The organism is Streptomyces sp. NPDC025273, from assembly GCF_040638585.1.
Classification (GTDB): domain Bacteria; phylum Actinomycetota; class Actinomycetes; order Streptomycetales; family Streptomycetaceae; genus Streptomyces; species Streptomyces cinereorectus.
This window is the reverse complement of the sequence record NZ_JBEZYP010000017.1, coordinates 86858-112568: the sequence shown is the minus strand read 5'-3', so window position 1 is coordinate 112568 and position 25711 is coordinate 86858. Positions and strand designations below refer to the sequence as shown.

19 protein-coding genes and 1 tRNA gene are annotated in these 25711 nt (G+C 71.4%); 18 read left to right on the top strand and 2 right to left on the bottom strand.

Annotated features, from left to right (window positions below):
• Window positions 1-281: 281 nt before the first annotated feature.
• The 7 genes from ssd (at window position 282) to AB0F38_RS25115 (ending at window position 5462) form a co-directional block, all read left to right on the top strand.
• Window positions 282-1421 (top strand): septum site-determining protein Ssd, encoded by a 1140-nt coding sequence (gene ssd / locus AB0F38_RS25145; protein WP_361897547.1) that lies wholly within the window; start codon window positions 282-284, stop codon window positions 1419-1421.
• Entirely contained in the window at window positions 1418-2566 is a 1149-nt protein-coding gene (locus AB0F38_RS25140) for a TadA family conjugal transfer-associated ATPase (protein WP_361897544.1), read from the top strand. The genes ssd and AB0F38_RS25140 overlap by 4 nt, the downstream gene beginning before the upstream one ends.
• A complete protein-coding gene (locus tag AB0F38_RS25135) occupies window positions 2563-3432 on the top strand; it encodes a type II secretion system F family protein (RefSeq protein WP_361897541.1) in 870 nt (289 codons plus the stop codon). The genes AB0F38_RS25140 and AB0F38_RS25135 overlap by 4 nt, the downstream gene beginning before the upstream one ends.
• Before the next feature lie 26 nt (window positions 3433-3458).
• On the top strand, window positions 3459-4232 hold the full coding sequence (locus AB0F38_RS25130; RefSeq protein ID WP_361897649.1) for a type II secretion system F family protein: 774 nt from the start codon (window positions 3459-3461) through the stop codon (window positions 4230-4232).
• Between the two features lie 135 nt (window positions 4233-4367).
• Window positions 4368-4568, top strand: a complete 201-nt coding sequence (locus tag AB0F38_RS25125) for a DUF4244 domain-containing protein (protein WP_361897646.1) — start codon at window positions 4368-4370, stop codon at window positions 4566-4568.
• Between the two features lie 109 nt (window positions 4569-4677).
• A complete protein-coding gene (locus tag AB0F38_RS25120) occupies window positions 4678-5007 on the top strand; it encodes a TadE family type IV pilus minor pilin (protein WP_361897538.1) in 330 nt (109 codons plus the stop codon).
• A complete protein-coding gene (locus AB0F38_RS25115) occupies window positions 4899-5462 on the top strand; it encodes an Rv3654c family TadE-like protein (protein WP_361897535.1) in 564 nt (187 codons plus the stop codon). Before AB0F38_RS25120 ends, AB0F38_RS25115 begins: the two co-directional genes overlap by 109 nt.
• A gap of 188 nt (window positions 5463-5650) precedes the next feature.
• On the opposite strand, the gene AB0F38_RS25110 is transcribed toward AB0F38_RS25115, so the two are convergent.
• Window positions 5651-8140, bottom strand: coding sequence for a DEAD/DEAH box helicase (locus AB0F38_RS25110; RefSeq protein WP_361897532.1), 2490 nt, complete (start codon window positions 8138-8140; stop codon window positions 5651-5653).
• Between the two features lie 79 nt (window positions 8141-8219).
• On the opposite strand from AB0F38_RS25110, the gene AB0F38_RS25105 reads away from it, so the two are divergent.
• The 11 genes from AB0F38_RS25105 to AB0F38_RS25055 all read left to right on the top strand — a co-directional run bounded on the left by AB0F38_RS25105 (window position 8220) and on the right by AB0F38_RS25055 (window position 24863).
• Window positions 8220-8573, top strand: coding sequence for an STAS domain-containing protein (locus tag AB0F38_RS25105; RefSeq protein ID WP_018551161.1), 354 nt, complete (start codon window positions 8220-8222; stop codon window positions 8571-8573).
• Between the two features lie 212 nt (window positions 8574-8785).
• A complete protein-coding gene (locus AB0F38_RS25100; RefSeq protein ID WP_361897529.1) occupies window positions 8786-9220 on the top strand; it encodes an ATP-binding protein in 435 nt (144 codons plus the stop codon).
• A 353-nt stretch (window positions 9221-9573) separates the two neighbouring features.
• A complete protein-coding gene (locus tag AB0F38_RS25095; protein ID WP_361897526.1) occupies window positions 9574-12015 on the top strand; it encodes a sodium-translocating pyrophosphatase in 2442 nt (813 codons plus the stop codon).
• Window positions 12016-12296: 281 nt separating this feature from the next.
• Window positions 12297-12932: a small secreted protein gene (locus tag AB0F38_RS25090; protein ID WP_361897523.1), complete on the top strand. Its 636-nt coding sequence runs from the start codon at window positions 12297-12299 to the stop codon at window positions 12930-12932.
• A gap of 83 nt (window positions 12933-13015) precedes the next feature.
• Complete coding sequence (locus AB0F38_RS25085; protein WP_361897521.1) at window positions 13016-14539, top strand: methyltransferase; 1524 nt, start codon at window positions 13016-13018, stop codon at window positions 14537-14539.
• A gap of 407 nt (window positions 14540-14946) precedes the next feature.
• Window positions 14947-15144, top strand: a complete 198-nt coding sequence (locus tag AB0F38_RS25080) for a hypothetical protein (RefSeq protein ID WP_361897518.1) — start codon at window positions 14947-14949, stop codon at window positions 15142-15144.
• 279 nt (window positions 15145-15423) lie between these two features.
• Window positions 15424-18273 carry a type I DNA topoisomerase gene (gene topA, locus AB0F38_RS25075; RefSeq protein WP_361897515.1) on the top strand — a complete coding sequence of 950 codons (2850 nt, stop codon included), beginning with the start codon at window positions 15424-15426 and terminating at the stop codon, window positions 18271-18273.
• A 298-nt stretch (window positions 18274-18571) separates the two neighbouring features.
• Entirely contained in the window at window positions 18572-21649 is a 3078-nt protein-coding gene (gene tmk, locus AB0F38_RS25070) for a dTMP kinase (RefSeq protein WP_361897512.1), read from the top strand.
• 175 nt (window positions 21650-21824) lie between these two features.
• A complete protein-coding gene (locus AB0F38_RS25065) occupies window positions 21825-23030 on the top strand; it encodes a DNA polymerase III subunit delta' (RefSeq protein ID WP_361897509.1) in 1206 nt (401 codons plus the stop codon).
• A 131-nt stretch (window positions 23031-23161) separates the two neighbouring features.
• Entirely contained in the window at window positions 23162-24691 is a 1530-nt protein-coding gene (locus AB0F38_RS25060; RefSeq protein WP_361897506.1) for an alpha/beta hydrolase, read from the top strand.
• A 98-nt stretch (window positions 24692-24789) separates the two neighbouring features.
• Window positions 24790-24863: transfer RNA gene (locus AB0F38_RS25055), tRNA-Thr, on the top strand.
• Window positions 24864-24984: 121 nt separating this feature from the next.
• Here the strand turns inward: AB0F38_RS25055 and AB0F38_RS25050 are convergent.
• Window positions 24985-25710, bottom strand: coding sequence for an alpha/beta fold hydrolase (locus AB0F38_RS25050; protein ID WP_361897503.1), 726 nt, complete (start codon window positions 25708-25710; stop codon window positions 24985-24987).
• Between the last annotated feature and the right edge of the window lies 1 nt (window position 25711).

Below are 25711 nucleotides of genomic sequence, written 5' to 3'. Positions count from 1 at the left end.
TTTCCCGGTCACGCCGAGCATTGCTGCCGTGCACACACTCGAGCATGCATCGTCACGCTGTGTAGCGGAAGGTCTGCGCTCTGAAAGTCGCCTGGACGAGCTACCGAGATATTCACAATGCTGAAGTTGTCCACAGCTTTCGAGCAAGATCCACATGTTTTTCCGATGCGCAGCATGTTGATTCCACCCGCGAAGTCCGCGGGTTCCGGAATCGCGCATCTCGGTTCGGTCCGAGACCGCCGCGAACCGCACCGAAGGGGCAGTGGGAAGGGGCGGGGACCATGGCTGGATCCAACGCACGAGAAGGTCTGTCGAACGCCGAGGGGCCGCGGGACGGACCGTTGATCGTGACCGAGGACGTGCTTTTGCTGGACGACTTGCTGAGGCTGTGCGCGGCGGCCGGCGTCGTGCCCGAGGTGCATCACGGACCACCCGCACAGAGAAGCGGCTGGGAGCGGGCCCCGATGGTTCTGGTGGGTGACGACGCCGCACCGCGGTGCCGCGGTGCGGCACGCAGGCGGGGAGTGATGCTGGTCGGCCGGGACCAGGACGACCCTGACATCTGGCGCCGGGCGGTGGAGATCGGGGCCGAATGCGTGCTCCGATTGCCTGACTCCGAGGGCTGGCTCGTCGATCGGATCGCCGATACCGCCGAAGGTGCCGGGCGTCCCGCGCTCACCGTCGGGGTGATGGGTGGCCGGGGCGGCTCCGGTGCGTCCACGCTTGCCTGTGCGCTTGCTGTGGCGGCGGCCAGGTCCGGTCGGCGGACCCTGCTGGTCGACGGCGATCCGCTGGGCGGTGGGATCGACGTGCTGCTCGGTGGTGAGGAATCCGAAGGAATGCGGTGGCCGGATTTCGCCGGTTCCAAAGGGAGGGTGGGTGGCCGCGCACTGGAGGAGTCCTTGCCCGCGCTGCACGGACTGCGCGTGCTCAGCTGGGGACGGGACAACGACGTGACCGTCCCGCCGTCGGCCGTGCAGGCGGTCCTCGCGGCGGCTCGGAGGCCCGGCGGAGTGGTCGTCGTGGACCTGCCGCGCCGGGTCGACGAAAGCGTGGCCGAGGTGCTGGCACAAGTGGACGTAGGGCTGCTGATCGTGCCGGGTGAGCTCAGGGCGGTGGCGGCAGCCAAGCGCGTGGCATCGGCGGTCGGTGCGGTCCTGGAGGATCTGAGGGTCGTCGCGCGCGGGCCCTATACGGCCGGCCTGGACGAACAATGGGTGGCGCAGGCGCTGGGACTTCCTCTCGTCGGCGACCTGCCCCTGGAAGCGCGGCTTTCGGAGGACCAGGACAGAGGCACGCCACCCGGCGGCAATTCGCGTGGCTCACTGGCTCGCTTCTGCACGGCGTTCTGGGATCGGGCGGACTCCTCGGCCGGCGCGGCGGGCATTGCGGCAGGACGGCCCGGCGGGGGTACCTCATGACCGAGGCCCTGCTCGACGCCGTGCGGCAACGGCTGGCCCGCAGCGGTGCCGCGCCCACCCCGGCCGGAGTGGCGGCCGCGCTGAGGGCACAAGGTCGCTTGCTCGGTGACGCGGAAGTGCTCGGTGCGGCCGAGGAACTGCGTGGGGAGCTGGTCGGCACCGGAGTGCTGGAGCGCTTGCTGGCCGACCCGGCGGTGACGGACGTGCTGGTGTCCGCTCCCGACCGGGTGTGGGTGGACCGCGGGGCCGGACTCGAACTGACCCCGGTCACCTTTCCGGATGCCGCTGCGGTCCGCAGGCTGGCGCAGCGGCTCGCCGCGGTGGCGGGGCGGCGGCTGGACGATGCCCGGCCGTGGGTGGACGCACGATTGCCGGACGGGACACGGATGCACGCTGTCCTTCCGCCGGTGTCCGTCGGCACGACGTGTCTGTCGCTGCGCGTGGTGCGCCCCAGGGCTTTCACGCTGGCGGAGCTCGTCGGGGCCGGGACGGTCCCGCCCGGCGGGGACCGCGTCCTGAGAGCGCTGGTCGAGGCCCGGGTCTCCTATCTGATCAGCGGGGGGACAGGTGCCGGGAAGACGACTTTGCTGTCCAGCCTGCTGGGCGCGGTCGGCGACGGGGAGCGCATCGTGCTCGCCGAGGATTCGTCTGAACTGCGCCCGGACCATCCGCATGTGGTGCGCCTGGAATCGCGTCCCGCGAATCAGGAGGGGGTGGGTCTGGTGACGCTCCGGGACCTGGTGCGCCAGGCGTTGCGCATGCGGCCCGACCGGCTGGTGGTGGGGGAGGTGCGGGGCGCCGAGGTGACGGAGTTGCTGGCCGCGCTGAACACCGGGCATGAGGGCGGGTGCGGCACGGTGCATGCCAACGCGGCGAAGCACGTTCCGGCCCGTCTGGAGGCACTGGGGACGGCGGCGGGTCTCGACCGGGCGGCACTGCACAGCCAGTTGGCGGCTGCGCTGTCGGTTGTGGTCCATCTCGTACGGGACCGGGGAGGGCAGCGGCGCCTCGCCGAAGTACACGTGCTCGAACGGGACGTGGCGGGTCTGGTGATGACCGTGCCCGCGCTGCGCTGGGGTGCGGAGGGGTTCGTTCCGGAGCGGGGCTGGGAGCGGTTGGGGTCGCTGATCGGAGGAGCGCGGTGACAGCGGCTCCGGACGCCCTGAGGCAGGCGCTGACTCTGGTGATAGCGGTGTGCGCGGGTCTGGCGGGCGCACTGGCCGTGCTGCGGGACCCGGGGGTGCGGCGGGCACAGGCGTTGCTCGCGGGAGCGAGGGCGGACCCGCAGCAGTCGGCAGCGACATGGGCCACGGTCCGGGTGTTCCTGGAGCGGCGGCGCGAATGGCTGTGTGCTCCTGTGGCGGCTCTTCTCGCCGTGTTGGGTGAATCGGTGCTGCCCCTGCTCGCAGGGGCCGTGGCGGTGCCCCTGGTGCGGCGCTGGATGCGGCGGCGGACGCTGCGGTGCGAGCGCGAACGGGCGGCCGACGCGGTGACGGCACTCTGCGGGGCCGTCGTGGGTGAGCTGCGGACGGGACGTGAGCCAGGGCAGGCCCTGGCCGCCGCCGGGTGTCAGGCGGGAGCGCTGGGGGCTGCCGAGTCCGCGGTGCTGGCGGCCGCGCGGTTCGGCGGCGACGTGCCGGGCGCGCTCCGGCAGGCGGCGGCCGGACCCGGCCTCGACGGACTCGCGGGGGTGGCGGCCTGCTGGCGGGTGGCGGTGGACGGCGGAGCCGGTCTCGCGGCGGGGCTGTCTCGCCTGGAGGGTGCGTTGCGGGCTGAGCGGAGGCGGCGGGAGGAGTTGCGGGCGCAGTTGGCGGGCGCGTGGTCGACGGTCGTAGTGCTGGCGTTGCTGCCGGTAGTGGGGCTGGGGCTGGGAGCGGCGCTCGGAGCGGACCCGCTGAGGGTGCTGTTGCACAGTCCGGGCGGGCTGGCGTGTCTGCTGACGGGCGGCGTGCTGGAGGCGGCGGGGCTGTTCTGGGCGGCGCGGATCGTGCGGGCCGGGGAGACGGAATGAGCGGGCTCTCCGGCGAGGTCCACGGGATGGGGGCCATAGGTGCGGCGCTGGGGGCGGGCGTGTACCTGCTCCTCACACTGATCGGGCAGCGGCAGGAGCGTGCGACCCGCAAACGTGGAGCGCGGCTGTCGGAGGTCTGCTCCGCCGGCCGGAGGCTCGATTGGCAGCGCCTGCGGACAGGAGGCTTGGGCCCTGCCCCGCAATGGGCGGCGTCCTTGGGCGCCTGTGCAGTCGGCTGGATCCTCGTCGGAGGGCTGGCCGGGTGCGGGGTCGGCCTGGCGGCGGCCTACGGGGTCCGGCGATGGCAGAGGTCCGGGCGTGGGCGCAGAAACGGGGGCCAGGAAGCGGAAGCCGCTTCAGGAGCCAGGCAGTTGCCGCTTGCTGCGGATCTGCTGGCGGCCTGCCTCTCGGCGGGCGCCGGACCCCGGGACGCGGCGGAGGCCGTCGGTGAATCCATGGGCGGCCCGGTCGGCGACCGGCTGGCCCGCACGGCAGCAGAGATCCGGCTGGGCGGCGACCCGGCCGACGCGTGGGGGCGGTTCGCGGAGATACCGGGTGCGGGGCCACTGGCCCGCTGCCTGGAGCGGGCCGGCTCGACGGGCGCTCCGGCGGCGGAGCCGGTCGCCAAGCTGGCCGACGAGATGCGTGCCGAGCGGGCGAGCGCGGCTGTGGCGCGCGCCCAGCGAGCGGGCGTGCTGATCACAGCGCCGGTCGGGCTCTGCTTCCTGCCCGCCTTTCTGGCGGTGGGTGTGGCACCGGTGGTCATCGGGCTGGCGTCCGGGCTGTTGCACAGCAGATGACGCAGAAGTGCGGGTGGTGCTTCTCCCCGGACGCCCCTACGCCCACTCCGATCCGCATTTCCTCACCGAATTTCTGAATCTGATCTGAACGGGGCCGAGATGGGAAAGAACGTTGTGGGACAGGCGCTGTGTGCGATGCGCCGTGCCTGGCGGGACAGGTACGACAGGCTTGCCCGGTCCGTCAGGACGGACCGGGGCATGACGACGTCCGAGTACGCGGTGGGAACCATCGCAGCGTGTGCGTTCGCGGCGGTGCTCTACAAGGTCGTGACGAGCGGGGCAGTGCAGTCGGCGCTGCAGTCGCTGATCAAGGACGCGCTCGATGCGAAGTTCTGAAGCGGCGAGGGCAACCCGGGCCCGGACCCGGACTCGCACCGGGGCAGGAGCCAGGGAGGGGCCCAGAGCGCCGGTCCGGCGGCCGGCCGGATCCGGTGACCGGGGTGCGGTGACGGCGGAGGCCGCCATGGCCGTTCCCGTGCTGGTGGCTTTCGTCCTGGCTCTTGTCTGGGCCCTGGTGGCGGCGTCCGATCAGATCCGATGCGTGGACGCCGCGAGGGCCGGGGCGAGGGCGGCCGCCCGCTCGGAACCGGAAGCTGCGGTGCTGTCCGCGGCGCGGGAGGCGGCGCCGGGCGGAGCCCGGGTCGACCTGGCGCGAACCGGGGAGCTGTGGCGGGTCAGGGTCGAGTCACCGACGCAGGGTCCCGGACAGCTTGCTCTGACGCTGAGCGCGGAGGCGGTCGCCTTGGCCGAGGACACGGTGGGAGCGGCGCCGTGAGAGACGCGCGAAGGAGAGCGCAGCCCGGGGACCAGGGGTTGGCGACGGTGTGGGTGGCTATGACGACGGTGACACTGTGCGCGGTGTTCGCCATGGTGCTCGCGCTGGGACAGGCCGTGGCGGCCCGGCACAAGGCGGGTGGGGCCGCGGACCTGGCTGCTCTTGCCGCGGCCGATCGTGCAGTGCGGGGAGAAGCGGTGGCCTGCAGCGCAGCGAGGGAGGTGGCCGGGGCACAGGAGGCTGAGGTGGTCCGGTGCGTGGTCCAGGGAGAGGTCGCCGATGTGACGGCCCGCGTGCGTTTCGGTCCGTACTCGCCGGAGGTCAGGTCGAGGGCGGGTCCTCCGGCTACGGGGCCGTCCGGAACGGCGGCTGCCGCACCACCGGGTGCGCAGTCGGCGGTAGCGCCTACGGGGGTGCGGGCACCGGCGGTCCGACGGCTCCAACGACACCACTGAGCGCGGGGGCGAGGTATCGACGGCGGTGAGGGGACACGCGCGCTCACATCGGGACGGGGCAACCTTGGTCGGTGACATCGGTGACATCGGTGACATCGGTGACATCGGTGACATCGGTGACATCGGTGACATCGGTGACATCGGCGTCGCCCGGCTGTGGCGTCGGCCCGGCTACGGGCCGGTCGTGTCTAGCCCTCGGGGCCTTGCGGCTGCGGGTCCTCCTCGGGGTCCGGCGGTGCGGTCCTGAGGAGTTCTGTCAGAAGGCGCACGGCACCCCGCTTGTGCAGCGGTTCGTTGCCGTTGCCGCACTTGGGGGACTGGACGCAGGACGGGCAGCCGGCCTCGCACTCGCAGGACGCGATGGCCTGGAGGGTCGCCGTCAGCCACGTCCGGGCCGTGTGGAACGCCCGCTCGGCGAACCCGGCGCCGCCGGGGTGGCCGTCGTAGACGAAGACCGTCGGGAGCAGGGTGTCCGGGTGCAGGGGAACGGAGACACCGCCGATGTCCCAGCGGTCGCAGGTGGCGAAGAGGGGCAGCATCCCGATCGACGCGTGCTCGGCGGCGTGCAGGGCGCCGCCGAGGATCTCGGGGTTGATCCGGGCGGCATCCAGCTGGTCCTCGGTGACCGTCCACCACACGGCACGGGTGCGCAGGGTGCGGGGCGGCAGGTCCAGTTTGGTCTCGCCCAGGACCTCCCCGGAGATCAGCCTGCGGCGCAGGAAGGAGACGACCTGGTTGGTGACCTCCACGGAGCCGAAGCAGAGCCGCCCGTCTCCCCACGGGACCTCGGTGTCGGTTTCCAGCACGGTGATGGCGGTGGTGTCGCGTGCGTTGGTCGAGTACGGCGGGACGGCTTCCTCCACCAGGGCTACCGCGTCCTCCAGATCCAGCTTCCGGACCAGGTACGTGCGGCCCTGGTGGAGGTGGACCGCGCCCTCGTGCACGGCGGTGTGCGCTGCGGATTCATCGACGGTGCCCAGCAGCCGGCCGGTGCCTTCCTCGACGATCTGGACCGGACGGCCGCCCCCGCCGCGGATGTCCGTGAGGTCGGCGGCCCGTTCGCGGCGGGTCCAGTGCCAGCCCGTAGTCCGCTTGCGCAGCAGCTTCGCGGCTTCGAGCTGCGGCAGCAGGTCGGGCACCGCGGGGCCGAAGAGCGCGAGGTCGGCCTCGGTGAGTGGCAGTTCCGCCGCCGCGGCACACAGGTGCGGGGCGAGGACGTACGGGTTGTCCGGGTCCAGGACGGTCGATTCCACGGGCTGCTGGAAGAGTGCTTCGGGATGGTGGACGAGGAACGTGTCCAGCGGGTCGTCACGGGCCACGAGGATCGCCAGTGCGCCCTGCCCGGCGCGTCCGGCGCGGCCCGCCTGCTGCCACAGGGACGCCCGGGTGCCCGGGTAGCCGGAGATGACGACGGCATCCAGGCCCGACACGTCGATGCCCAGTTCCAGGGCCGTGGTCGCGGCCAGTCCGAGCAGTTCTCCGGAGTGCAGTGCGCGTTCCAGGGCCCGGCGTTCCTCGGGCAGGTATCCGCCTCGGTAGGCGGCGACCCGCGCGGGCAGGGAGCTGTCCACCTCGGCGAGCCGCTCCTTGGCGATGAGGGAGATGAGCTCGGCGCCGCGCCGGGAGCGCACGAAGGCGACCGAGCGGACGCCCTGGAGGGTCAGGTCGGTCAGGAGGTCGGCGGTCTCGGCCGTGGCGGTGCGGCGCACCGGAGCGCCCTTCTCACCGTGCAGGTCGGTCAGCGGCGGCTCCCAGAGGGCGAAGACCATCTCGCCGCGGGGCGAGGCGTCGTCGGAGACCTCCTTCACGGGCAGGCCGGTGAGGCGGCCCGCGGCGACCGATGGCTGCGCCGCGGTGGCGGAGGCGAGCAGGAAGACGGGGTCGGAGCCGTAGCGCGTACACAGGCGGCGCAGGCGGCGCAGCACCTGGGCGACATGGGAGCCGAAGACGCCCCGGTAGGTGTGGCACTCGTCGATGACGACGAAGCGCAGGGCACGCAGGAAGGAGGCCCAACGGGGGTGGGACGGGAGTATCCCCCGGTGCAGCATGTCGGGGTTCGTCAGGACGTAGTTGGCGTACTGGCGTACCCATTCGCGTTCTTCGACCGGCGTGTCCCCGTCGTAGACCGCCGGTCGTACCGCGGTTCCGAGCGGGGCGGAGAGTTCCTTCACGGAGCGCCGCTGGTCGGCGGCGAGAGCCTTGGTCGGGGCGAGATACAGGGCGGTCGCGCCGCGGCCGTTCGGGGCCTGTGAGCCGTCCATGAGGGCACTCAGGACGGGGGCCAGGTAGGCGAGCGACTTGCCGGACGCCGTTCCGGTGGCGATCACGACGGATTCGCCGTCCAGGGCGTACTCGGCGGCGGTGGCCTGGTGTTCCCACGGATGGTCGATCCCGGCCCGGCCAATTGCCGAGATCACTTCTGGCCGGATGCGATCCGGCCAGATGGCATGGGTTCCCGCTCGCGGGGGCAGGTGCTCCGTATGAGTGATGCGCGCTGCCCGGCCCGCCCCTGCGGCGAGCCGGTCGAGGACCACGGCGGGAGAGGGGCGCGAGCCTTCGTTCCCGGGTGGTCTGCTGGGGCGGTGATTCTTGGCCATCGGCACCGAGTGTGTCACTGGCATGACGGACAATGGCCCCAAGGCGTCGTGCATGGCTGCTGGTAAGTGATTGAATGCCATCGCGGCTGGCGATCCGTCCCCTGGCCTCCGTCGGGGAGACCGAGGGGCGACCGCTCGATAGCAAGGTGCTGGAGGATCCGTGGACCTGTCCCTGTCGACTCGCAATGTGTCCGGCCCTGGTGGCGACCGTACGGTCGTCGAGGTCGGTGGCGAGATTGATGTGTATACCGCGCCCAAGCTGCGCGAGCAGTTGGTCGAGTTGGTGAATGACGGCAGCTACCACCTGGTTGTCGACATGGAGGGTGTCGACTTCCTCGACTCCGCCGGCCTCGGCGTGCTTGTGGGTGGCTTGAAGCGTGTCCGGGCCCATGAGGGCTCGCTGCGCCTGGTGTGCAACCAGGAGCGCATTCTCAAGATCTTCCGGATCACAGGTCTGACCAAGGTGTTTCCCATTCACACCACGGTCGACGAGGCTGTCGCGGCCACCGACTGATTCGTCGGCCCAGGCCTGCCGTTTTCGGGCGGCAGGCGGCGGCAGGCAGCGACAGGCCGACAGGCGGCAGCAGGCAGGCCGTCGCGGGCAGGTGGTCGACCCATGGGGTCGGCTGCCGGCTTCGTCGGTTCCGGAGGAGCATGGAGAGCAGGGGTACCGGGCGACACGCCCGGGCCCCTGAGATGCACGCCCGTACGTTCGAGGGGGATGGCATGCCAACCGTTGAACTCCGCTTCAGCGCTCAGCCCGAACACGTCAGGACGGCTCGCCTCGTGGCAGCCGCCGTGGCACGCCGGGCCGGCGTCGACGAGGCGGTGCTCGACGAGGTGAGACTCGCCGTCGGCGAGGCGTGCAGCCGTGCCGTCGGTATGCATCGCAGTCATGGCATCACCGCTCCGGTCACGGTTGTGCTGACCGAGGAGGAGAAAGCGTTCTCCATCGAGGTCGGCGACGGAGTCCCCGGCCCGGGTAGCGATCCTTCACAGTCGGGCGCGGGGCCGGAGCCGGACACCGACGCGGACAGCGAGGACGAGATGGGCCTCGCGGTCATCAGAGGCCTGGTCGACGATGTGGAGGTCCGGTCGGGCGTGGACGGCGGAGTCATCCGTATGACCTGGCCCACTGCCCCGGCGGTGGTCCTGCCCTGAGCCGTACCGCCCCTTCCCTGAGCCCTGCCGTCCCTTCGGGAACGTAGGTCCCTCCTGGCGCCGAGTCCCTCCGGGCGGTACGCGGCGGATTTAGTCACGGACACGCCGGTACGTGCGAGCAGTTTTTCGGCCCTGCTGAGCAGGGCCGTTTTTCATGTGCGCATGATCAATGATCTGTGGATTTCTGCGTGCGTCATGCCCCTGCCCCATTACTGCATCCGGGTGCAATGCCGGGCGAGATTGTTTGCCATTGGGTGGACGAAAGTCGATTTCATTGACCATTCACTGTTTTGATCAGGATTCGCTCCCTACAATCCGTCCACGTCTTGAGCGCTGAGCTTCAAGGAGGACGTATGGCGGAGTTCTTCGGCACCCCACTGTTCTTCAGCACACCACCGGCAGAACTGACGCACGTTACCGGACCTTCCGTCCGGCCCACCTCGCTCGCAGCCGCGGTTCTCACCGATGAGAACCGGCTGATCGTCGCCGTCGTCGCGGTCGTCGCACTTGTGGCGCTGGTCGTCGCCCGGCTGCTGGTGCGCCAGGTGCTGGCGGCCGGTGAGGGCACCGACCGCATGAAGGAGATCGCGGCAGCCGTCCAGGAAGGCGCGAATGCCTATCTGGCCCGGCAGCTGCGCACCGTCGGCGTCTTCGCCGTGGTCGTGTTCCTATTGCTTCTGCTGCTCCCGGCCGACAACTGGTCGCAGCGTGCGGGGCGCTCGTTCTTCTTCCTGGTGGGTGCGCTCTTTTCGGCTGCCACGGGATACATCGGCATGCGGCTGGCCGTGCGCAGTAATGTGCGTGTGGCGGCTGCTGCGCGTGAGGCGACTCCAGCACAGGGTGAGCCGGAAAGGGATCTCGCCACTGTTTCGCACAAAGCGATGAAGATCGCCTTTCGGACGGGTGGTGCGGTCGGCATGATCACCGTCGGCCTCGGCCTGCTCGGTGCCTCCTGCGTCGTCCTCGTCTACGCCGCCGACGCGCCCAAGGTGCTGGAGGGATTCGGGCTCGGTGCCGCACTGATCGCCATGTTCATGAGAGTCGGGGGCGGCATCTTCACCAAGGCCGCCGACGTGGGCGCGGATCTCGTGGGCAAGGTGGAGCAGGGCATCCCGGAGGACGACCCGCGCAACGCCGCGACCATCGCCGACAACGTGGGAGACAACGTCGGTGACTGTGCGGGCATGGCGGCCGATCTCTTCGAGTCGTACGCCGTGACGCTCGTCGCCGCACTCATCCTGGGCGAGGCCGCCTTCGGGGACCCGGGACTGGCCTTCCCGCTCATCGTTCCGGCGATCGGTGTGGTCACCGCGGTGATCGGGATCTTCGCGGTCGCCCCGCGCCGGGCCGACCGAAGCGGGATGACGGCCATCAACCGCGGATTCTTCGTGTCTGCCGTGATCTCGCTCGTCCTGGTGGCCGTGGCGGTGTTCGTCTACCTGCCCGCCTCGTACGCCGAGCTGGACGGGGTCACCGACAGCGCCATCACCTCGCACGGCGGTGACCCGCGCGTCTTCGCCCTCGTCGCCGTGGCCATCGGCATCGTGCTCGCAGCCCTGATCCAGCAGCTCACCGGCTACTTCACGGAGACCAACCGGCGCCCTGTCCGGGACATCGGCAAGTCCTCGCTGACCGGCCCGGCGACGGTGATCCTCGCCGGTATCTCCATCGGGCTGGAGTCGGCCGTCTACACCGCGCTCCTCATCGGTCTCGGCGTCTACGGAGCGTTTCTGCTCGGCGGGGCGTCGATCACGCTGGCGCTCTTCGCGGTGGCCCTGGCCGGGACGGGCCTCCTGACCACCGTGGGGGTCATCGTCGCGATGGACACCTTCGGCCCGGTCTCGGACAACGCCCAGGGCATCGCCGAGATGTCGGGCGACGTCACGGGCGCCGGGGCGCAGGTCCTCACCGATCTGGACGCCGTCGGCAACACCACCAAGGCCATCACCAAGGGCATCGCGATCGCCACCGCCGTCCTGGCGGCGGCGGCTCTCTTCGGCTCGTACCGCGACGCCATCGCCACGGCGGTCGACGACGTGGGGGCCCGTGCCGGGGAGCTGGGGCTGAGCCTGGACATCTCGCAGCCGAACAACCTCGTCGGCCTGATTCTCGGCGCCGCCGTCGTGTTCCTCTTCTCCGGTCTGGCCATCAACGCGGTCTCCCGTTCCGCCGGGGCCGTGGTCCACGAGGTGCGGCGGCAGTTCCGCGAGCACCCCGGGATCATGGACTACACGGAGAAGCCGGAGTACGGCCGCGTCGTCGACATCTGCACCAAGGACGCCCTGCGTGAACTGGCCACGCCCGGGCTGCTCGCGGTGCTGGCGCCGATCGCGGTCGGGTTCAGCCTGGGGGTCGGGGCGCTCGGCTCGTATCTCGCGGGTGCGATCGCCACCGGCACCCTCATGGCCGTCTTCCTCGCCAACTCCGGTGGCGCGTGGGACAACGCCAAGAAGCTCGTCGAGGACGGGCATCACGGCGGCAAGGGCAGCGAGGCCCACGCCGCGACCGTCATCGGGGACACGGTCGGCGATCCCTTCAAGGACACCGCGGGCCCGGCCATCAACCCGCTTCTCAAGGTGATGAATCTCGTGGCGCTGCTCATCGCTCCCGCGGTCGTGCAGTTCAGCTACGGGGACGACGCGAACGCGGGTGTGCGAGCCGTGGTCGCCGTGGTCGCCCTCGTCGTCATCGTCGGTGCGGTCTATGTGTCCAAGCGGCGCGGGATCGCCATGGGTGACGAGGAGGGTTCGGGAGGTGGGGGTGCCAAGCCGGCCGATCCGGCGGCTGTCTCGTGAGACAGCAGGGGGCGGGTGATCCGCGGTGTGAGTAACACCTGATCAGAAAGTCTGCGGGCGGCGTGTGGTGATGCGCCGTCCGTCTGCCGCCGGGGCTCTTCGGGGCCATGGTGGCGGACAGTGTTCGCACGCGTGCACGAGTCTGCAGGTGAGTTGTATCTCCCTCATTTCCCTTGGTGCAAATGGCTGCAAAAGCACGCACATCGGATACCTGGCGCCTGAATGTCGCCCACTTGGCGTGTAAGTTCCGGGGCCGAGAGCCTTGGAAGGGACCCAATCCGGTGAACAAGAAGCTTGCAGCCGCACTGTCCGGCGGTGCGGTACTCGTACTGACACTGTCGGGCTGCAGCGACGACAGCGACAACAAGGTGAACGACTGGGCGAAGAAGGTCTGCGACCAGGTCCAGCCGCAACTGCAGAAGATCGCGAACGCCAATGCCGCGATCCAGCAGCAGACGGCCGACAACAGCAAGCCCGCCGACGTCCAGCAGACCGACTCGGCTGCCTTCCAGCAGATCTCGCAGGCCTACAAGGCGCTGGGCACGGCCGTGGAGTCGGCGGGCCCGCCGCCCGTGGACGACGGCGAGACCACGCAGAAGGAAGCGGTGAAGGAGCTCAACGCCTCCTCCGCGGCGTACGCGAACCTGAAGACGAAGGTCGACGCGCTCGACACGAAGGACCAGGCGGAATTCGCCGACGGACTCAAGGGAATCGCCGACGAGCTGAACAAGATCAGCACCAGTGGCGACCAGGCTCTGAAGAAGCTCCAGTCCGGTGAGGTCGGTTCGGCGATGGCGAAGCAGAAGGGCTGCCAGAAGCCGACGGCCTCCGCCCCGCCCGCCTCCGCTCCGTCCGCTCCGGAGCCGGCGCCGTCGAAGTCCGCCGCGCCTTCGGCTTCGGCGAGCGAGAAGGCGTAACCGCGGCGCCTTCACAGCGGTCCGGTCGCCCTTGTGGGTGCCGGGCCGCTGCCGTTGTCGGCGGGAGCGGACACAATGGGCGGGTGAGTACGACCAGCCTTCCCGCATCCGCCCGCACATCCCTGCTCCGCGAAGCCCTGATCGCGGCGGCCTTCACCGCCGACGGGCTCCTCGACCGGCTCGGCGCGCCCGCCTACGCCGCGCTCGCCCGCAGTGAGACCGTCCCGGCGCTCCGGGCCACGCGCGGGGACTCGCCGCTCGACACGCTGGTGCGGCTGTTCCTCCTGCAGCGCTCCGTCCCGGCGGCCACCGCCGCCGGCGCACTCCCGCTGGAGGCGTGTGTGGAGGACGGCTGGGTCGTGCGGGAGGGCGATCTGGTCAGAGCGACCGTCGACGTGCGGCCGTACGGCGGGCCGGAGGGCCAGGACTGGTTCATCGTCTCCGACCTGGGGTGCGCGGTCGGCGGGGCCGGCGGAATCGGCTCGCACGAGGAAGGCGTCGTCCTCGGTGTCGGCGGCGCGTCCACCACGCTCGCCGGAATCACCGTACGCAGGCCCGTCGCCTCCGCCCTCGATCTCGGTACGGGATCCGGCATCCAGGCCCTGCACGCCGCCCAGCACGCGACCCGGGTCACGGCCACGGACGTCAACCCGCGCGCCCTCGAATTCACCCGGCTCACCCTCGCCCTGTCGGGAGCGGCCCCGGCCGATCTGCGGGAAGGCTCCCTGTTCGAGCCGGTCGGCGCGGAGACGTACGACCTGATCGTCTCCAACCCGCCCTTCGTCATCTCACCCGGAGCCAGGCTGACGTACCGCGACGGTGGCATGGGCGGCGACGACCTGTGCCGGACCCTGGTGCAGCAGGCGGGCGACCGGCTGAACGAGGGGGGTTATGCGCAGTTTCTCGTCAACTGGCAGCACGTGGAGGGCGAGGAGTGGCAGGACCGGGTGCGTTCCTGGGTTCCGCACGGCTGTGACGCCTGGATCGTGCAGCGCGAGGTGCAGGACATCACGCAGTACGCCGAGTTGTGGCTGCGCGACAGCGGTGACCACCGTACGGACCCCGCCGCGTACGCCGACCTGTACGAGGCCTGGCTGGACGAATTCGAGGCCCGCGGCACCAAGGCCGTCGGCTTCGGCTGGATCGCGCTCAGGAAGTCCGCGGCGGCCGCTGCCGGGAATCCCTCGGTCGTGGCCGAGGAGTGGCCGCACCCGGTGGAGCAGCCGCTCGGGCCTGCCGTCGAGGCCCATTTCGCACGGCAGGACTATCTGCGTCAGCACGACGACGCGGCTTTGCTGGCAGCGCACTTCACCCTTGCCGAGGAGGTCGTGCAGGAGCAGGTCGGCCTGCCGGGCGCCGAGGATCCCGAGCATGTGGTGCTGCGTCAGAACCGCGGGATGCGGCGGGCGACCAAGGTCGATGCGGTCGGCGCGGGGTTCGCGGGTGTGTGCGACGGATCGCTGCCCGCGGGCCGGATCCTGGACGCCATCGCCCAGCTGATGGCCGAGGACCCCGTGCTGCTCCGTGACCGCACCCCGCAGGCGATCCGGCTGCTGCTGGAGGAGGGCTTCCTGGAGCCGGTGCGGGGCTCCGGGCCCGCCCGCTGACCGCGCGACGCGACGACTCGGCCACGCGCCGGCCGCGTGGCGGGGGCGCGGGGCTAGGGGCTGCCGGGAGGCTCTGGGAGGCCGTCACGTCCCGTGCGCCGTCGGGGCCCTGCCACCGCGCTCCGCTCTTGTGCGGACGAGCCACGCCCCTCGCCCCGAACAGCCTTCTGATCAGCTCTTTCCCGCCCACAACGCCCCGGCCCCGGGAGGTCAGCGGATTCCGCTCGGGGTCGTTCCCGACAGGGCTGTGCGGCGTTCACCCGGGGTTCGTGCCGGCGTCGCCCCGGCGTGGCAGGGTCCCCTCTGTCGAGCAGTGCGGACGGCACGGGCGGCGCAGGCGCACGGGCTGCCCGCATGGACGGGCGGCGTGGGCAGCAGCCGGCGCGCGGAGCGTGAGGGGTACGGACATGGAGAGCGTCACCGCGGTCTTCGCCGGTACGGCATTCGCACTGTTCGGTGCCGCCCTCCTCGTCTGGACGGGGGCGCGCGCCATTCAGCGTGCGCCGGTCGCCCTCGGTGTGAGCCCCGTCGCCTCCACCGTTCTCGCCACGCTCTTCGGCGTACTCTTCCTCCTTCTCGGCGTGTGGTGTCTCACCCGCGTCTGATCAAGACCGGGGGCAGGGCCGGTCACCGGCCGGCGCCCGCCCCGCAGGCGTCCCGGCGATGGCCCGAAACCCGCAGGCGACAGCGCTGCGAAGCGCGGACCGGGCGGTCCGGGCGGCAGGAATGGCGGAAGTCGGGTTACCGTTCGAGTGGCCGTTGCGGGCTTTTGCCGTTTGACACGGGGGCGGGTTGTACCGTCACACTCCGCAGCGACAGCACCGCGGGCAGCGTCACTGCGCTGCCCGGATGCCCACGAGTGCCGACCGGAGAGAAGAGCGAAGTTGTCCCCGACCAGCGAGACCGCAGGCCGCCGACTCGTCATTGTCGAGTCGCCTGCCAAGGCGAAGACGATCAAGGGCTACCTCGGCCCCGGATACGTCGTCGAGGCGAGCGTCGGGCACATCCGCGACCTGCCGAACGGCGCCGCCGAGGTGCCGGACGAGTACACCGGTGAGGTCCGCCGTCTCGGGGTGGACGTCGAGAACGACTTCCAGCCGATCTATGTCGTCAACGCCGACAAGAAAGCCCAGGTCAGGAAGCTCAAGCAGCTCCTGGCCGAATCCGACGAGCTCTTCCTCGCCACCGATGAGGACCGCGAGGGCGAAGCCATCGCGTGGCACCTGCAGGAAGTTCTCAGGCCCAAGGTCCCGGTCCACCGGATGGTCTTCCACGAGATCACCAAGGACGCGATCCGGGCCGCCGTCGCCAACCCGCGCGAGCTGAACCAGCGCATGGTCGACGCCCAGGAAACCCGCCGCATCCTCGACCGTCTGTACGGCTACGAGGTCTCGCCGGTCCTGTGGAAGAAGGTCATGCCGCGGCTCTCCGCGGGCCGTGTCCAGTCCGTCGCCACGCGACTCGTCGTCGAGCGGGAGCGTGAGCGCATCGCCTTCCGTTCCGCCGAGTACTGGGACCTGACCGGCACCTTCGCCACCGGCCGCGGCGGTGACGCCTCCGACCCCTCGACGCTCACCGCCCGCCTCAGCGCGGTCGACGGGCGCCGCATCGCCCAGGGCCGCGACTTCGGTCCGGACGGCCTGCTCAAGGCCGCGTCCGGCCGGACGCTGCACCTGGACGAGGCGAACGCCCGTGCCCTGGCCGCCGCGCTCGCCGACTCCGCCTTCGCGGTCCGTTCGGTCGAGTCGAAGCCGTACCGGCGCTCCCCGTACGCCCCCTTCCGTACGACGACCCTCCAGCAGGAGGCGAGCCGCAAGCTGGGCTTCGGGGCCAAGGCCACGATGCAGGTGGCGCAGAAGCTGTACGAGAACGGCTTCATCACCTACATGCGTACGGACTCCACGACCCTCTCGGACACCGCGATCTCCGCGGCCCGGGCGCAGGTCACACAGCTGTACGGGGCGAACTATCTGCCGGACAAGCCGCGCACGTACGCCGGGAAGGTCAAGAACGCGCAGGAGGCGCACGAGGCGATCCGCCCCTCCGGCGACCGCTTCCGCACCCCGGCCGAGACGGGCCTCACCGGCGACCAGTTCCGGCTGTACGAGCTGATCTGGAAGCGGACCGTCGCCTCCCAGATGAAGGACGCCGTCGGGAACTCCGTCACCGTGAAGATCGGCGGGCGGGCCGGCGACGGCCGGGACGCCGAATTCTCCGCCTCCGGCAAGACGATCACCTTCCACGGCTTCATGAAGGCGTACGTGGAAGGGGCCGACGACCCGAACGCCGAGCTGGACGACCGCGAGCGCCGGCTGCCGCAGGTCGCCGAGGGCGACGCGCTGACCGCCGACGAGGTCACGGTCGACGGCCATGCCACCAAGCCGCCGGCCCGTTACACCGAGGCCTCGCTGGTCAAGGAGCTCGAAGAGCGCGAGATCGGCCGTCCGTCGACGTACGCCTCGATCATCGGGACGATCCTGGACCGCGGCTACGTGTTCAAGAAGGGCACGGCCCTGGTGCCGTCGTTCCTCTCGTTCGCCGTGGTCAACCTGCTGGAGAAGCACTTCGGCCGACTGGTCGACTACGACTTCACCGCACGCATGGAGGACGACCTCGACCGCATCGCGCGGGGCGAGGCCCAGTCCGTGCCGTGGCTGCGGCGGTTCTACTTCGGCGCGGGCGCCGACGGCGCGGCCGACGCGGGTACGGCCTCCGACGCGGGCAACGGCGACGGTGACCACCTCGGTGGCCTGAAGGAGCTCGTCACCGACCTCGGGGCGATCGACGCCCGGGAGATCTCCTCCTTCCCCGTCGGCAACGGCATCAAGCTGCGGGTCGGCCGGTACGGCCCGTACATCGAGCGCGGCGAAAAGGACTCCGAGGGCCACCAGCGCGCGGACGTGCCGGAGGACCTGGCGCCCGACGAGCTGTCCGTGGAGCACGCGGAGGAGCTGCTCGCCAAGCCGAGCGGTGACTTCGAACTCGGCGCAGACCCGGTCACCGGGCACCAGATCATCGCGAAGGACGGGCGCTACGGCCCGTACGTCACCGAGGTGCTGCCCGAGGGCACGCCGAAGACGGGCAAGAACGCGGTGAAGCCCCGGACCGCGTCCCTCTTCAAGTCCATGTCGCTGGACACGGTGACGCTGGCCGACGCGCTCAAGCTGATGTCGCTGCCGCGGGTCGTCGGCGAGGACGCCGAGGGTGTCGAGATCACCGCGCAGAACGGGCGCTACGGTCCGTACCTCAAGAAGGGGACGGACTCGCGCTCCCTCACGTCCGAGGACCAGCTCTTCGACATCACGCTCGACGAGGCCCTCGCGATCTACGCCCAGCCGAAGCAGCGCGGGCGGGCCGCCGCCAAGCCGCCGCTGAAGGAACTGGGCACCGACCCGGTGAGCGGTGCTCCGGTCGTGGTGAAGGACGGCCGCTTCGGTGCGTACGTCACCGACGGCGAGACCAACGCGACGCTGCGCACCGACGACAGCGTCGAGGACATCACGCCGGAGCGCGGCTACGAGCTGCTCGCCGAGAAGCGGGCCAAGGGGCCCGCGAAGAAGAAGACGGCGAAGAAGGCTCCGGCCAGGAAGGCGCCCGCGAAGAAGGCGACGGCGGCGAAGAAGACAGCCTCCAAGGCCACGACTGCCAAGAAGACGACGGCGACCGCGAAGAAGACCGCGGCGAAGAAGGCTCCGGCCAAGAAGGCCGCCCCTGCGGCGTCGACGGAGGACTGACCTCGCCGGAGGCCGTACATGACGGAGGAGGGGCCGGACATCCGGCCCCTCCTCCGCCGTGTGCGCACGGACGGGCGTCCTGTGCGCACGGAGCGGCGTCCTGTGCGCACGGAGCGGCGTCCTGTGCGCACGGAGCGGCGTCCTGTGCGCACGGAGCGGCGTCCTGTGCGCACGGACGGGCAGACAAGCAGCGCACGGGCCGGGGATACCTACCACGGGTGCTCCGCGCGGCACCCCCGGCGGCCGTATGTTCGGACGCGGCCCCCGGTCAGCGCAGCGCTCCCGATAGGCTGGGCGGATGACGCGAGCCGAGCAGCCACCGGTCGTGAGCCCCACCTCCGACACACTTGCCGCAGACTCACGCGAGCGCGCCGTACGAGCCCTGTTGCGCATCCCCCCGCTGAAGCGGTTGTGGAGCGCCCAGCTCGTCGGCAGTATCGGCGATTCACTCGCCCTTCTCGTGCTGGTGCTGTTGTCGCTGCAGGCGGCGGTCCTGGAGGGCTCCTTCGGGGCCGGATACCGCGGGGCGGCCTTTGCCGTCGCCGCCGTCTTCGGTGCCCGGATCCTTTCCACCGTGCTCTTCGGAGCCGTACTCCTGGGGCCCTTGACGGCGCTCACGGCCCCTGGTGGTCCCGTGGACCGCCGCTGGCTGATGATCGGGGTGGACGGGCTGCGGCTCGCGCTCCTGGTCATCGCGCCGCTGTGGATCGACTGGATGCCCGACAAGGCGCTCATGATGATCCTCGTCACCGTTCTCGTGGCCGGTGCCGCCGAACGCCTGTGGACGGTGGCCAAGGAGAGCGCGGCTCCCGCGCTGCTGCCCGCGCCGCCCATCGAGGGCGCCGCCGTACGCCCCCTTCCCGACCACCTCGATCCGCTGCGCAGGCTCTCCCTGCGGACGAACTTCCTGGCCATCCCCGCGGCCGCGGCCGTCCTGCTGGTCGCCGCGCTGATTGGCAACCTGCTCGGTACCGGGCTCGACTGGTTCTCCTTCCACCAGGCGGCCCTCGGTTCGTACGTCGCGGCCGGCTTCTTCTCGGCCTCGATCTCGGTCCTTTACTTCCTCGAACTGCCGGGCATTCCGACGCCCCGCCCGCGCTCGCCACTGGAGGGTCTGCGCCGGCCGGCCACCGCAACGGGCACCGACAAGGGCCGCACCGGCAGCATCCCGCTGGTCGTCGGCGTGTGTGCCGCCGTCGCCGGGGCCATCGCCGCCGCAGCCGCGGTCTCCGTGCTGCACGCGGCCGACCTGGGCGGCGGACCCGCCACCTTCGCCCTGCTGATCCTCGCCCTGACCGGCGGCACCGCGCTCGGTATCCGTACCGCGCGGAAGGTCCTGCCCACCCTGTCGCGCCGCCGGCTGCTGGCGCTGGCCACCGCCGTCACCGGAGTGGCGCTCCTCGCGCTCGGCCTGGTCCCGGACACGGCGACCGGGCTGCTGATCGCGTTGCTCGCCGGCTACGCGGCAGGTGTCACCGCCCACACCGGGCACGCGGTGATCGACCAGGAGACCGAGGAGTCCCGGCGGGCCAGGACCACCGAGCACCTCCAGGCCGTCGTCCGGGTGCTCGTCGCGCTCGGCGCGGTGGGCGGTCCGCTGCTCGCCGCCGCCATCGGGCGGCACCGGCTGGGTTCCGGCGACTTCGTCTTCGCCCACGGAGGGGCCGCCTTCGCGCTGGTGCTGATCGGTGCCCTGCTGCTGCCCGTCGCCGTGATCGTCCTCGCCAAGACGGACGACCGCGCCGGGGTGCCGCTCCGTCGTGACCTGCGCGAGGCTCTGCGCGGCGGCCAAGACCCCGATGTCGCCCCCGCCACGACCGGATTCTTCCTCGCCCTGGAGGGCGGCGACGGAGCCGGGAAGTCCACCCAGGTCGAGGCGCTCGCCGACTGGATCAGGGCCAAGGGCCACGAGGTCGTCGTGACGCGCGAGCCGGGGGCGACCCCGGTCGGCAAGCGGCTGCGCTCGATCCTGCTCGACGTGTCGTCGGCCGGGCTGTCGAACCGGGCGGAGGCGCTGCTGTACGCCGCCGACCGCGCCGAGCACGTCGACTCGCTCGTCCGCCCGGCGCTGGAACGCGGTGCGATCGTCATCTCGGACCGCTACATCGACTCGTCCGTCGCCTACCAGGGTGCGGGCCGCGACCTCTCCCCGACCGAGATCGCCCGGATCTCGCGATGGGCGACGAGCGGACTCGTACCGCACCTGACGGTGCTCCTGGACGTCGACCCGGAGACGGCGCGGGAGCGCTTCACCGAGGCTCCCGACCGGCTGGAGTCCGAGCCTGCCGAGTTCCACACCCGGGTACGGTCCGGCTTCCTCACCCTCGCGGCGGCGGACCCGACCCGCTACCTGGTGGTGGACGCCGGCCAGGAACCGGAAACGATCACCACCGTCGTACGCCACCGGCTCGACCAGCTCCTCCCGCTCTCCGAGGCCGAGATCAGGGCCCAGGAGGAGGCGCGCAGGGCGGCCGAGGAGGAGGCCCGGCGCAGGGCCGAGGAAGAGGCTGCACGCAAGGCCGAGGAGGAGCGGCTGGAGCGTGAGCGGCAGGCTCAGCTCGCCAAGCTCCGTGCCGAGGAGGAGGAGCGCAAGCGCCGCGAGGAGGAGGAGGCGCGGCAGCGTGAGGCCGAGCGGCAGGCAGAGGAGGCCCGGCAGCGCGCCGAGGACGCCCGCCGCCGTGCCGAGGAGGAGCGGGCCCGGCTGGAGGCCGAGGACCGGGTGCGTGAGGCCGAGCAGGCGCGGCTGCGCCAGCAGGCCCAGGAAGAGGCCAGGCTCCGCCAGGAGGCGGAGGCACTGCGCCTGGAGAAGCAGCGCAAGGCGGAGGAGGCACTGCTACGGGCCGAGGAGGCACGGCGCCGTGCCGAGGCCGAGGCGGCTGCCCGGGCCGAGGCGGAAGAGGCTGCGAGGAAGCGGTCCGCGCAGTCCGCTCCGTCCGTACCGGACAACGAGCTCACGATTCCGACCCCGGTCGTGAATCCGAACGAGATCACCCAGCCGGTGCCGCTCGCCCCGCCGTCGGACCGTCCGGTCCGTGACGCGGAGGAGACGGCCGTCCTGCCGCCCGTCCGGGACGAGGACCCGGCGGACCGCGTGCCGCCGGGCCTGTTCCGCGACGAGAGCCGCGCCGCGCCCGCCGCCGAGAACGAGAACGAGCGCACGCGCGAACTGCCGCAGGTCGCCGACGACCCGCGGGCGGGGCGGGCCGCTCAGGACCGTTCCGGCCGCCCGAAGCGTCCTCGTCCCGACTGGGCGGAGGAGACGCCGCTCGACGATCTGCCGACGCTGGCCGACGAGCTGCTCGGTGGCCAGGACGAGGACCGGGGCGACCAGGACCGGGGCGACCAGGGCCGGGGCGGTCGCCGGCCGCGCGGCTGAGGATGTGTCCGGGAGCCCTCGGCCATGCGCCGAGGGCTTTCACGGGCGCACTCGGTCATGCGGCCGAGCGGGGACGGCGGAGCCCTCGGAAGACGGAGGGCCGGGAATGTCGGACCCTTCCCGCACAATGGGATCCGGTTTTCCCCGCACCACACCACCGGAAGGGCGGTGACCCATGACCGTATGGGACGACCTGGTCGGCCAGGACCGAGTGCAGGAGCAGCTCGGTGCCGCCGCCCGGGACGCCGATGCGCTGGTCACCGCCAACTCCACGGGGCAGGCGGTCCCTCCGGGGTCGAAGATGACCCACGCCTGGCTCTTCACCGGCCCTCCCGGCTCCGGCCGGGCCACCGCCGCCCGTGCCTTCGCCGCCGCCCTCCAGTGCACCGGCCCGGACCGGGCCCTGGGCGGGGCACCGGGCTGCGGCTTCTGCGACGGCTGTCACACGGCCCTGATCGGGACCCACGCGGACGTCGAGGTCATCCGCACGGACCTGCTTTCGATCGGCGTGAAGGAGACGCGTGAGCTGGTCCGCCGTGCCCAGCTCTCCCCGGCCGTCGGCCGTTGGCAGGTCATCGTGCTGGAAGACGCCGACCGCCTCACCGAAGGAGCGGGAAACGTCCTGCTGAAGGCCGTGGAGGAGCCCGCACCCCGCACGGTGTGGCTGCTCTGCGCGCCCTCCCTGGAAGACGTGCTGCCCACGATCCGCTCCCGCTGCCGTCACCTCACGCTGCGTACGCCGCCTGTCGAGGCCGTCACCGACGTGCTGATCCGGCGCGACGGCATCGACCCCGCGCGGGCCGCGTCCGCCGCCCGCGCCACCCAGGGGCACATCGGCCGCGCGCGCCGCCTCGCCACGGACGAGCGGGCCCGTGCCCGCCGCGCCGCCGTGCTCAAGCTCCCGTTGCGCGTCCACGACGTCGGTGGCTGCCTCAAGGCCGCTCAGGAACTGATCGATACGGCCACCGAGGACGCCAAGGAGCTCGCGGAGGGGGTCGACGTCAAGGAGACCGAGGACATGAAGGCGGCCCTCGGCGCCTCCGCCGGGGGCAGGATGCCGCGCGGCACGGCGGGGGTGATGAAGGAGCTGGAGGACAGGCAGAAGCGCCGCAAGACGCGTACCCAGCGCGACAGCCTCGATCTCGCGCTCACCGAGCTCACCGGCTTCTACCGCGATGTGCTGGCGATCCAGCTCGGCTCGCAGATCGCCATCGCCAACACCGACGTGCAGGACGCCCTCGACCGGATCGCCGAGTCGTCGACCCCCGAGCGCACCCTGCGGCGGATAGAGGCCGTGATCGCCTGCCGCCGGGCGCTCGACCGCAACGTGGCGCCGTTGCTCGCGGTGGAGGCGATGACGATGGCCCTCCGGGCGGGCTGACAGGCGTCCGGCACTGCCGGCCGGGCGGTCCCCGACGCACGGGCTCGTGCGATTTCGTACGGGAGGTGCGCGGATTCACCCGTAAGAGCAGGGAATCGGTCGGGTCGTCCCCCGGCGGCTACGCTCCGGGGATGGACACCAGGCGCCTGCTCCGTATCTTCGCCACCGCGCTCGGCACTGCCGGCCTCCTCGTCTCCGGCTGCAGCAGCGGCGGTTCGGCGCCCAGCGCGTCGGCGACGGGTTCGGCCGCCCCCGAGGGCCTGGAGCCGTACTACGGGCAGAAGCTGCGCTGGCGGGACTGCGGTGTGGAGGGCTTCCAGTGCACGACGATGAAGGCTCCGCTGGACTACGGGAAGCCGGAGGGCGGCGACGCCGACCTGGCCGTCTCCCGCAAGAAGGCCACCGGCCCGGGCAAGCGGATCGGCTCGCTCCTGGTGAACCCGGGCGGACCCGGCGGCTCCGCCATCGGCTACCTCCAGGGGTACGCGGCCATCGGCTACCCCGCCCCGGTCCGTGCCCGGTACGACATGGTGGCGATCGACCCGCGCGGGGTGGCCCGCAGCGAGCCCGTCACCTGCCTGACCGGTAAGCAGATGGACGCCTACACCCAGGTGGACCAGACGCCCGACGACGACGCCGAGATCACGAAGCTGAACGAGGCCTTCGACACGTTCGCGAAGGGCTGCGAGAAGCGTTCAAGTGAGATCCTCCCGCACGTCTCCACGGTCGAGACGGCCCGGGACATGGACATCCTGCGCTCCCTGCTCGGCGACGAGAAGCTGCACTACGTCGGTGCCTCGTACGGCACGTTCCTCGGCGCGACGTACGCCGACCTGTACCCCGGCCGGGTGGGCCGCCTCGTCCTCGACGGGGCGATGGATCCCTCGCTCCCCGCGATCGACATCAACCGGGACCAGACCGCGGGCTTCGAAAGGGCGTTCCAGTCCTTCGCGGCGGACTGCGTGAAACAGCCGGACTGTCCGCTCGGCACGAGGTCCACCGCCGGCGCCGCGACCGCCCTGAAGAAGCTCTTCGCCGACCTGGACGAGGAGCCCGTCCCGACCGGTGAGACCCGGAAGCTGGGTGAGTCCCTGGCGATCACCGGCGTGATCGCCGCGATGTACGACGAGGCCGCCTGGCCCCAGCTCCGGGAGGGGCTCGCCGGGGCGCTGCGCGGCGACGGCTCCGGCCTCCTCGCCCTGGCCGACAGCTACTACGAGCGCGAGCCGAGCGGGAAGTACGCGAATCTGATGTTCGCCAACGCCGCCGTGAACTGTCTCGACCTGGCCCCCGCCTTCTCCGGGCCCGCCGCGGTGGAGGAGGCGCTCCCAGCCTTCGAGAAGGCCTCCCCGGTCTTCGGCAGGGGCTTCGCCTGGGCGGCCCTGAACTGCGGCTCCTGGCCCGTCGAGGCCACCGGTACCCCGCACCGCACCGAGGCGAAGGGCGCCGACCCGATCGTCGTGGTCGGCACCACCCGCGACCCGGCCACCCCGTACAAGTGGGCCGAGTCCCTCGCGGGGCAGCTCTCCTCCGGCACCCTGCTCACCTACGAGGGCGACGGACACACGGCGTACGGGCGGGGCAGCGACTGCATCGACACGGCGATCAACACCTACCTGTTGGAGGGCACCCCGCCCAAGGACGGCAAGAAGTGCTCCTGACCTGCGGATACGGCCCCGGGGGCGGGCGGTACGGAGCACCCCTCGAAACTGTGTAGACTTGGCGTCGCTGCTGACCGCACCATGGTGCGACAGAGCGTGCCGCCTTAGCTCAGTTGGCCAGAGCAACGCACTCGTAATGCGTAGGTCTCGGGTTCGAATCCCGAAGGCGGCTCTGTGAAAGCCCCAGGACTCACTCGCCGTGACCTGGGGCTTTTGCTTGTTCTCGCCGACTGCGGGTCGACGCCGTGGCCTGGTCCGGCGCGCCCGGGCCGACCCGGTGTTCTCGCGCAGGCTCAGCCGGTCACCGCGTCCCGGATGATTCCGTAGGGCGGGGCGGCGGCCAGATAGAAATGGTCACCGGGCAGGGACACCCTGCGGAACGGGCCCCGGGTCGACTCGCGCCAGGCATCGGCTTGTTCGGCGGTCACCCTGGGGTCCGAAGCCCCCACCAGCGCGGTGACGGAGCAGCCGAGCGGTGCCCGCTCACCGGCCGTGTAGGAGGAGAGCATCCGGAAATCCGCCCCGACATAGGGCAGGACCAATTCCAGGAACGCCGGGTTGCGCAGCAGTTCCGCGTCCGTGCCGCCCAATTCGACGAGACGCCGGGTGACGGACTCGTCGTCCCATCGGGCGGCCGCGGCCGCGTCGCCGAGAATCAGCTGCGGGGCCCGGGCGCCGGACGCGAACAAGTGCGTGGGCCCGACCCCGTCCGCTTCCAGGGCGCAGGCGGTTTCGTACGCGACGATCGCACCCATGCTGTGTCCGAAGAACGCGGTCGGCCGGCTTTCCACCAGAGGGCGGAGAGCCGTGGCGATCTGCCGTGCCATCGCTTTCAGATCGGTGGCGGGCGATTCGGCCATGCGCTCGGCCCGCCCCGGATAGCACACCGCGTGCGGTTCGAACTCCTCCAGCGCCTTGCCCCATCCGCGAAAGAAGTAGGGCGAACCTCCGGCGTGGGGGAAACACACCAGCCGTCGCGCGGCGAAGGGCCGCGACTCGATGCACTGTGTCCAGACCATT

Coding starts and splice junctions, on each gene's coding strand:
- ssd (WP_361897547.1), top strand. CDS start 282: ATGGCTGGATCCAACGCACGAGAAGGTCTGTCGAACGCCGAGGGGCCG.
- AB0F38_RS25080 (WP_361897518.1), top strand. CDS start 14,947: ATGGAGAGCGTCACCGCGGTCTTCGCCGGTACGGCATTCGCACTGTTC.
- AB0F38_RS25130 (WP_361897649.1), top strand. CDS start 3,459: ATGGGGGCCATAGGTGCGGCGCTGGGGGCGGGCGTGTACCTGCTCCTC.
- AB0F38_RS25095 (WP_361897526.1), top strand. CDS start 9,574: ATGGCGGAGTTCTTCGGCACCCCACTGTTCTTCAGCACACCACCGGCA.
- tmk (WP_361897512.1), top strand. CDS start 18,572: ATGACGCGAGCCGAGCAGCCACCGGTCGTGAGCCCCACCTCCGACACA.
- AB0F38_RS25050 (WP_361897503.1), bottom strand. CDS start 25,710: ATGGTCTGGACACAGTGCATCGAGTCGCGGCCCTTCGCCGCGCGACGG.
- AB0F38_RS25110 (WP_361897532.1), bottom strand. CDS start 8,140: ATGGCATTCAATCACTTACCAGCAGCCATGCACGACGCCTTGGGGCCA.
- AB0F38_RS25125 (WP_361897646.1), top strand. CDS start 4,368: ATGCGCCGTGCCTGGCGGGACAGGTACGACAGGCTTGCCCGGTCCGTC.
- AB0F38_RS25065 (WP_361897509.1), top strand. CDS start 21,825: ATGACCGTATGGGACGACCTGGTCGGCCAGGACCGAGTGCAGGAGCAG.
- AB0F38_RS25060 (WP_361897506.1), top strand. CDS start 23,162: ATGGACACCAGGCGCCTGCTCCGTATCTTCGCCACCGCGCTCGGCACT.
- AB0F38_RS25100 (WP_361897529.1), top strand. CDS start 8,786: ATGCCAACCGTTGAACTCCGCTTCAGCGCTCAGCCCGAACACGTCAGG.
- AB0F38_RS25140 (WP_361897544.1), top strand. CDS start 1,418: ATGACCGAGGCCCTGCTCGACGCCGTGCGGCAACGGCTGGCCCGCAGC.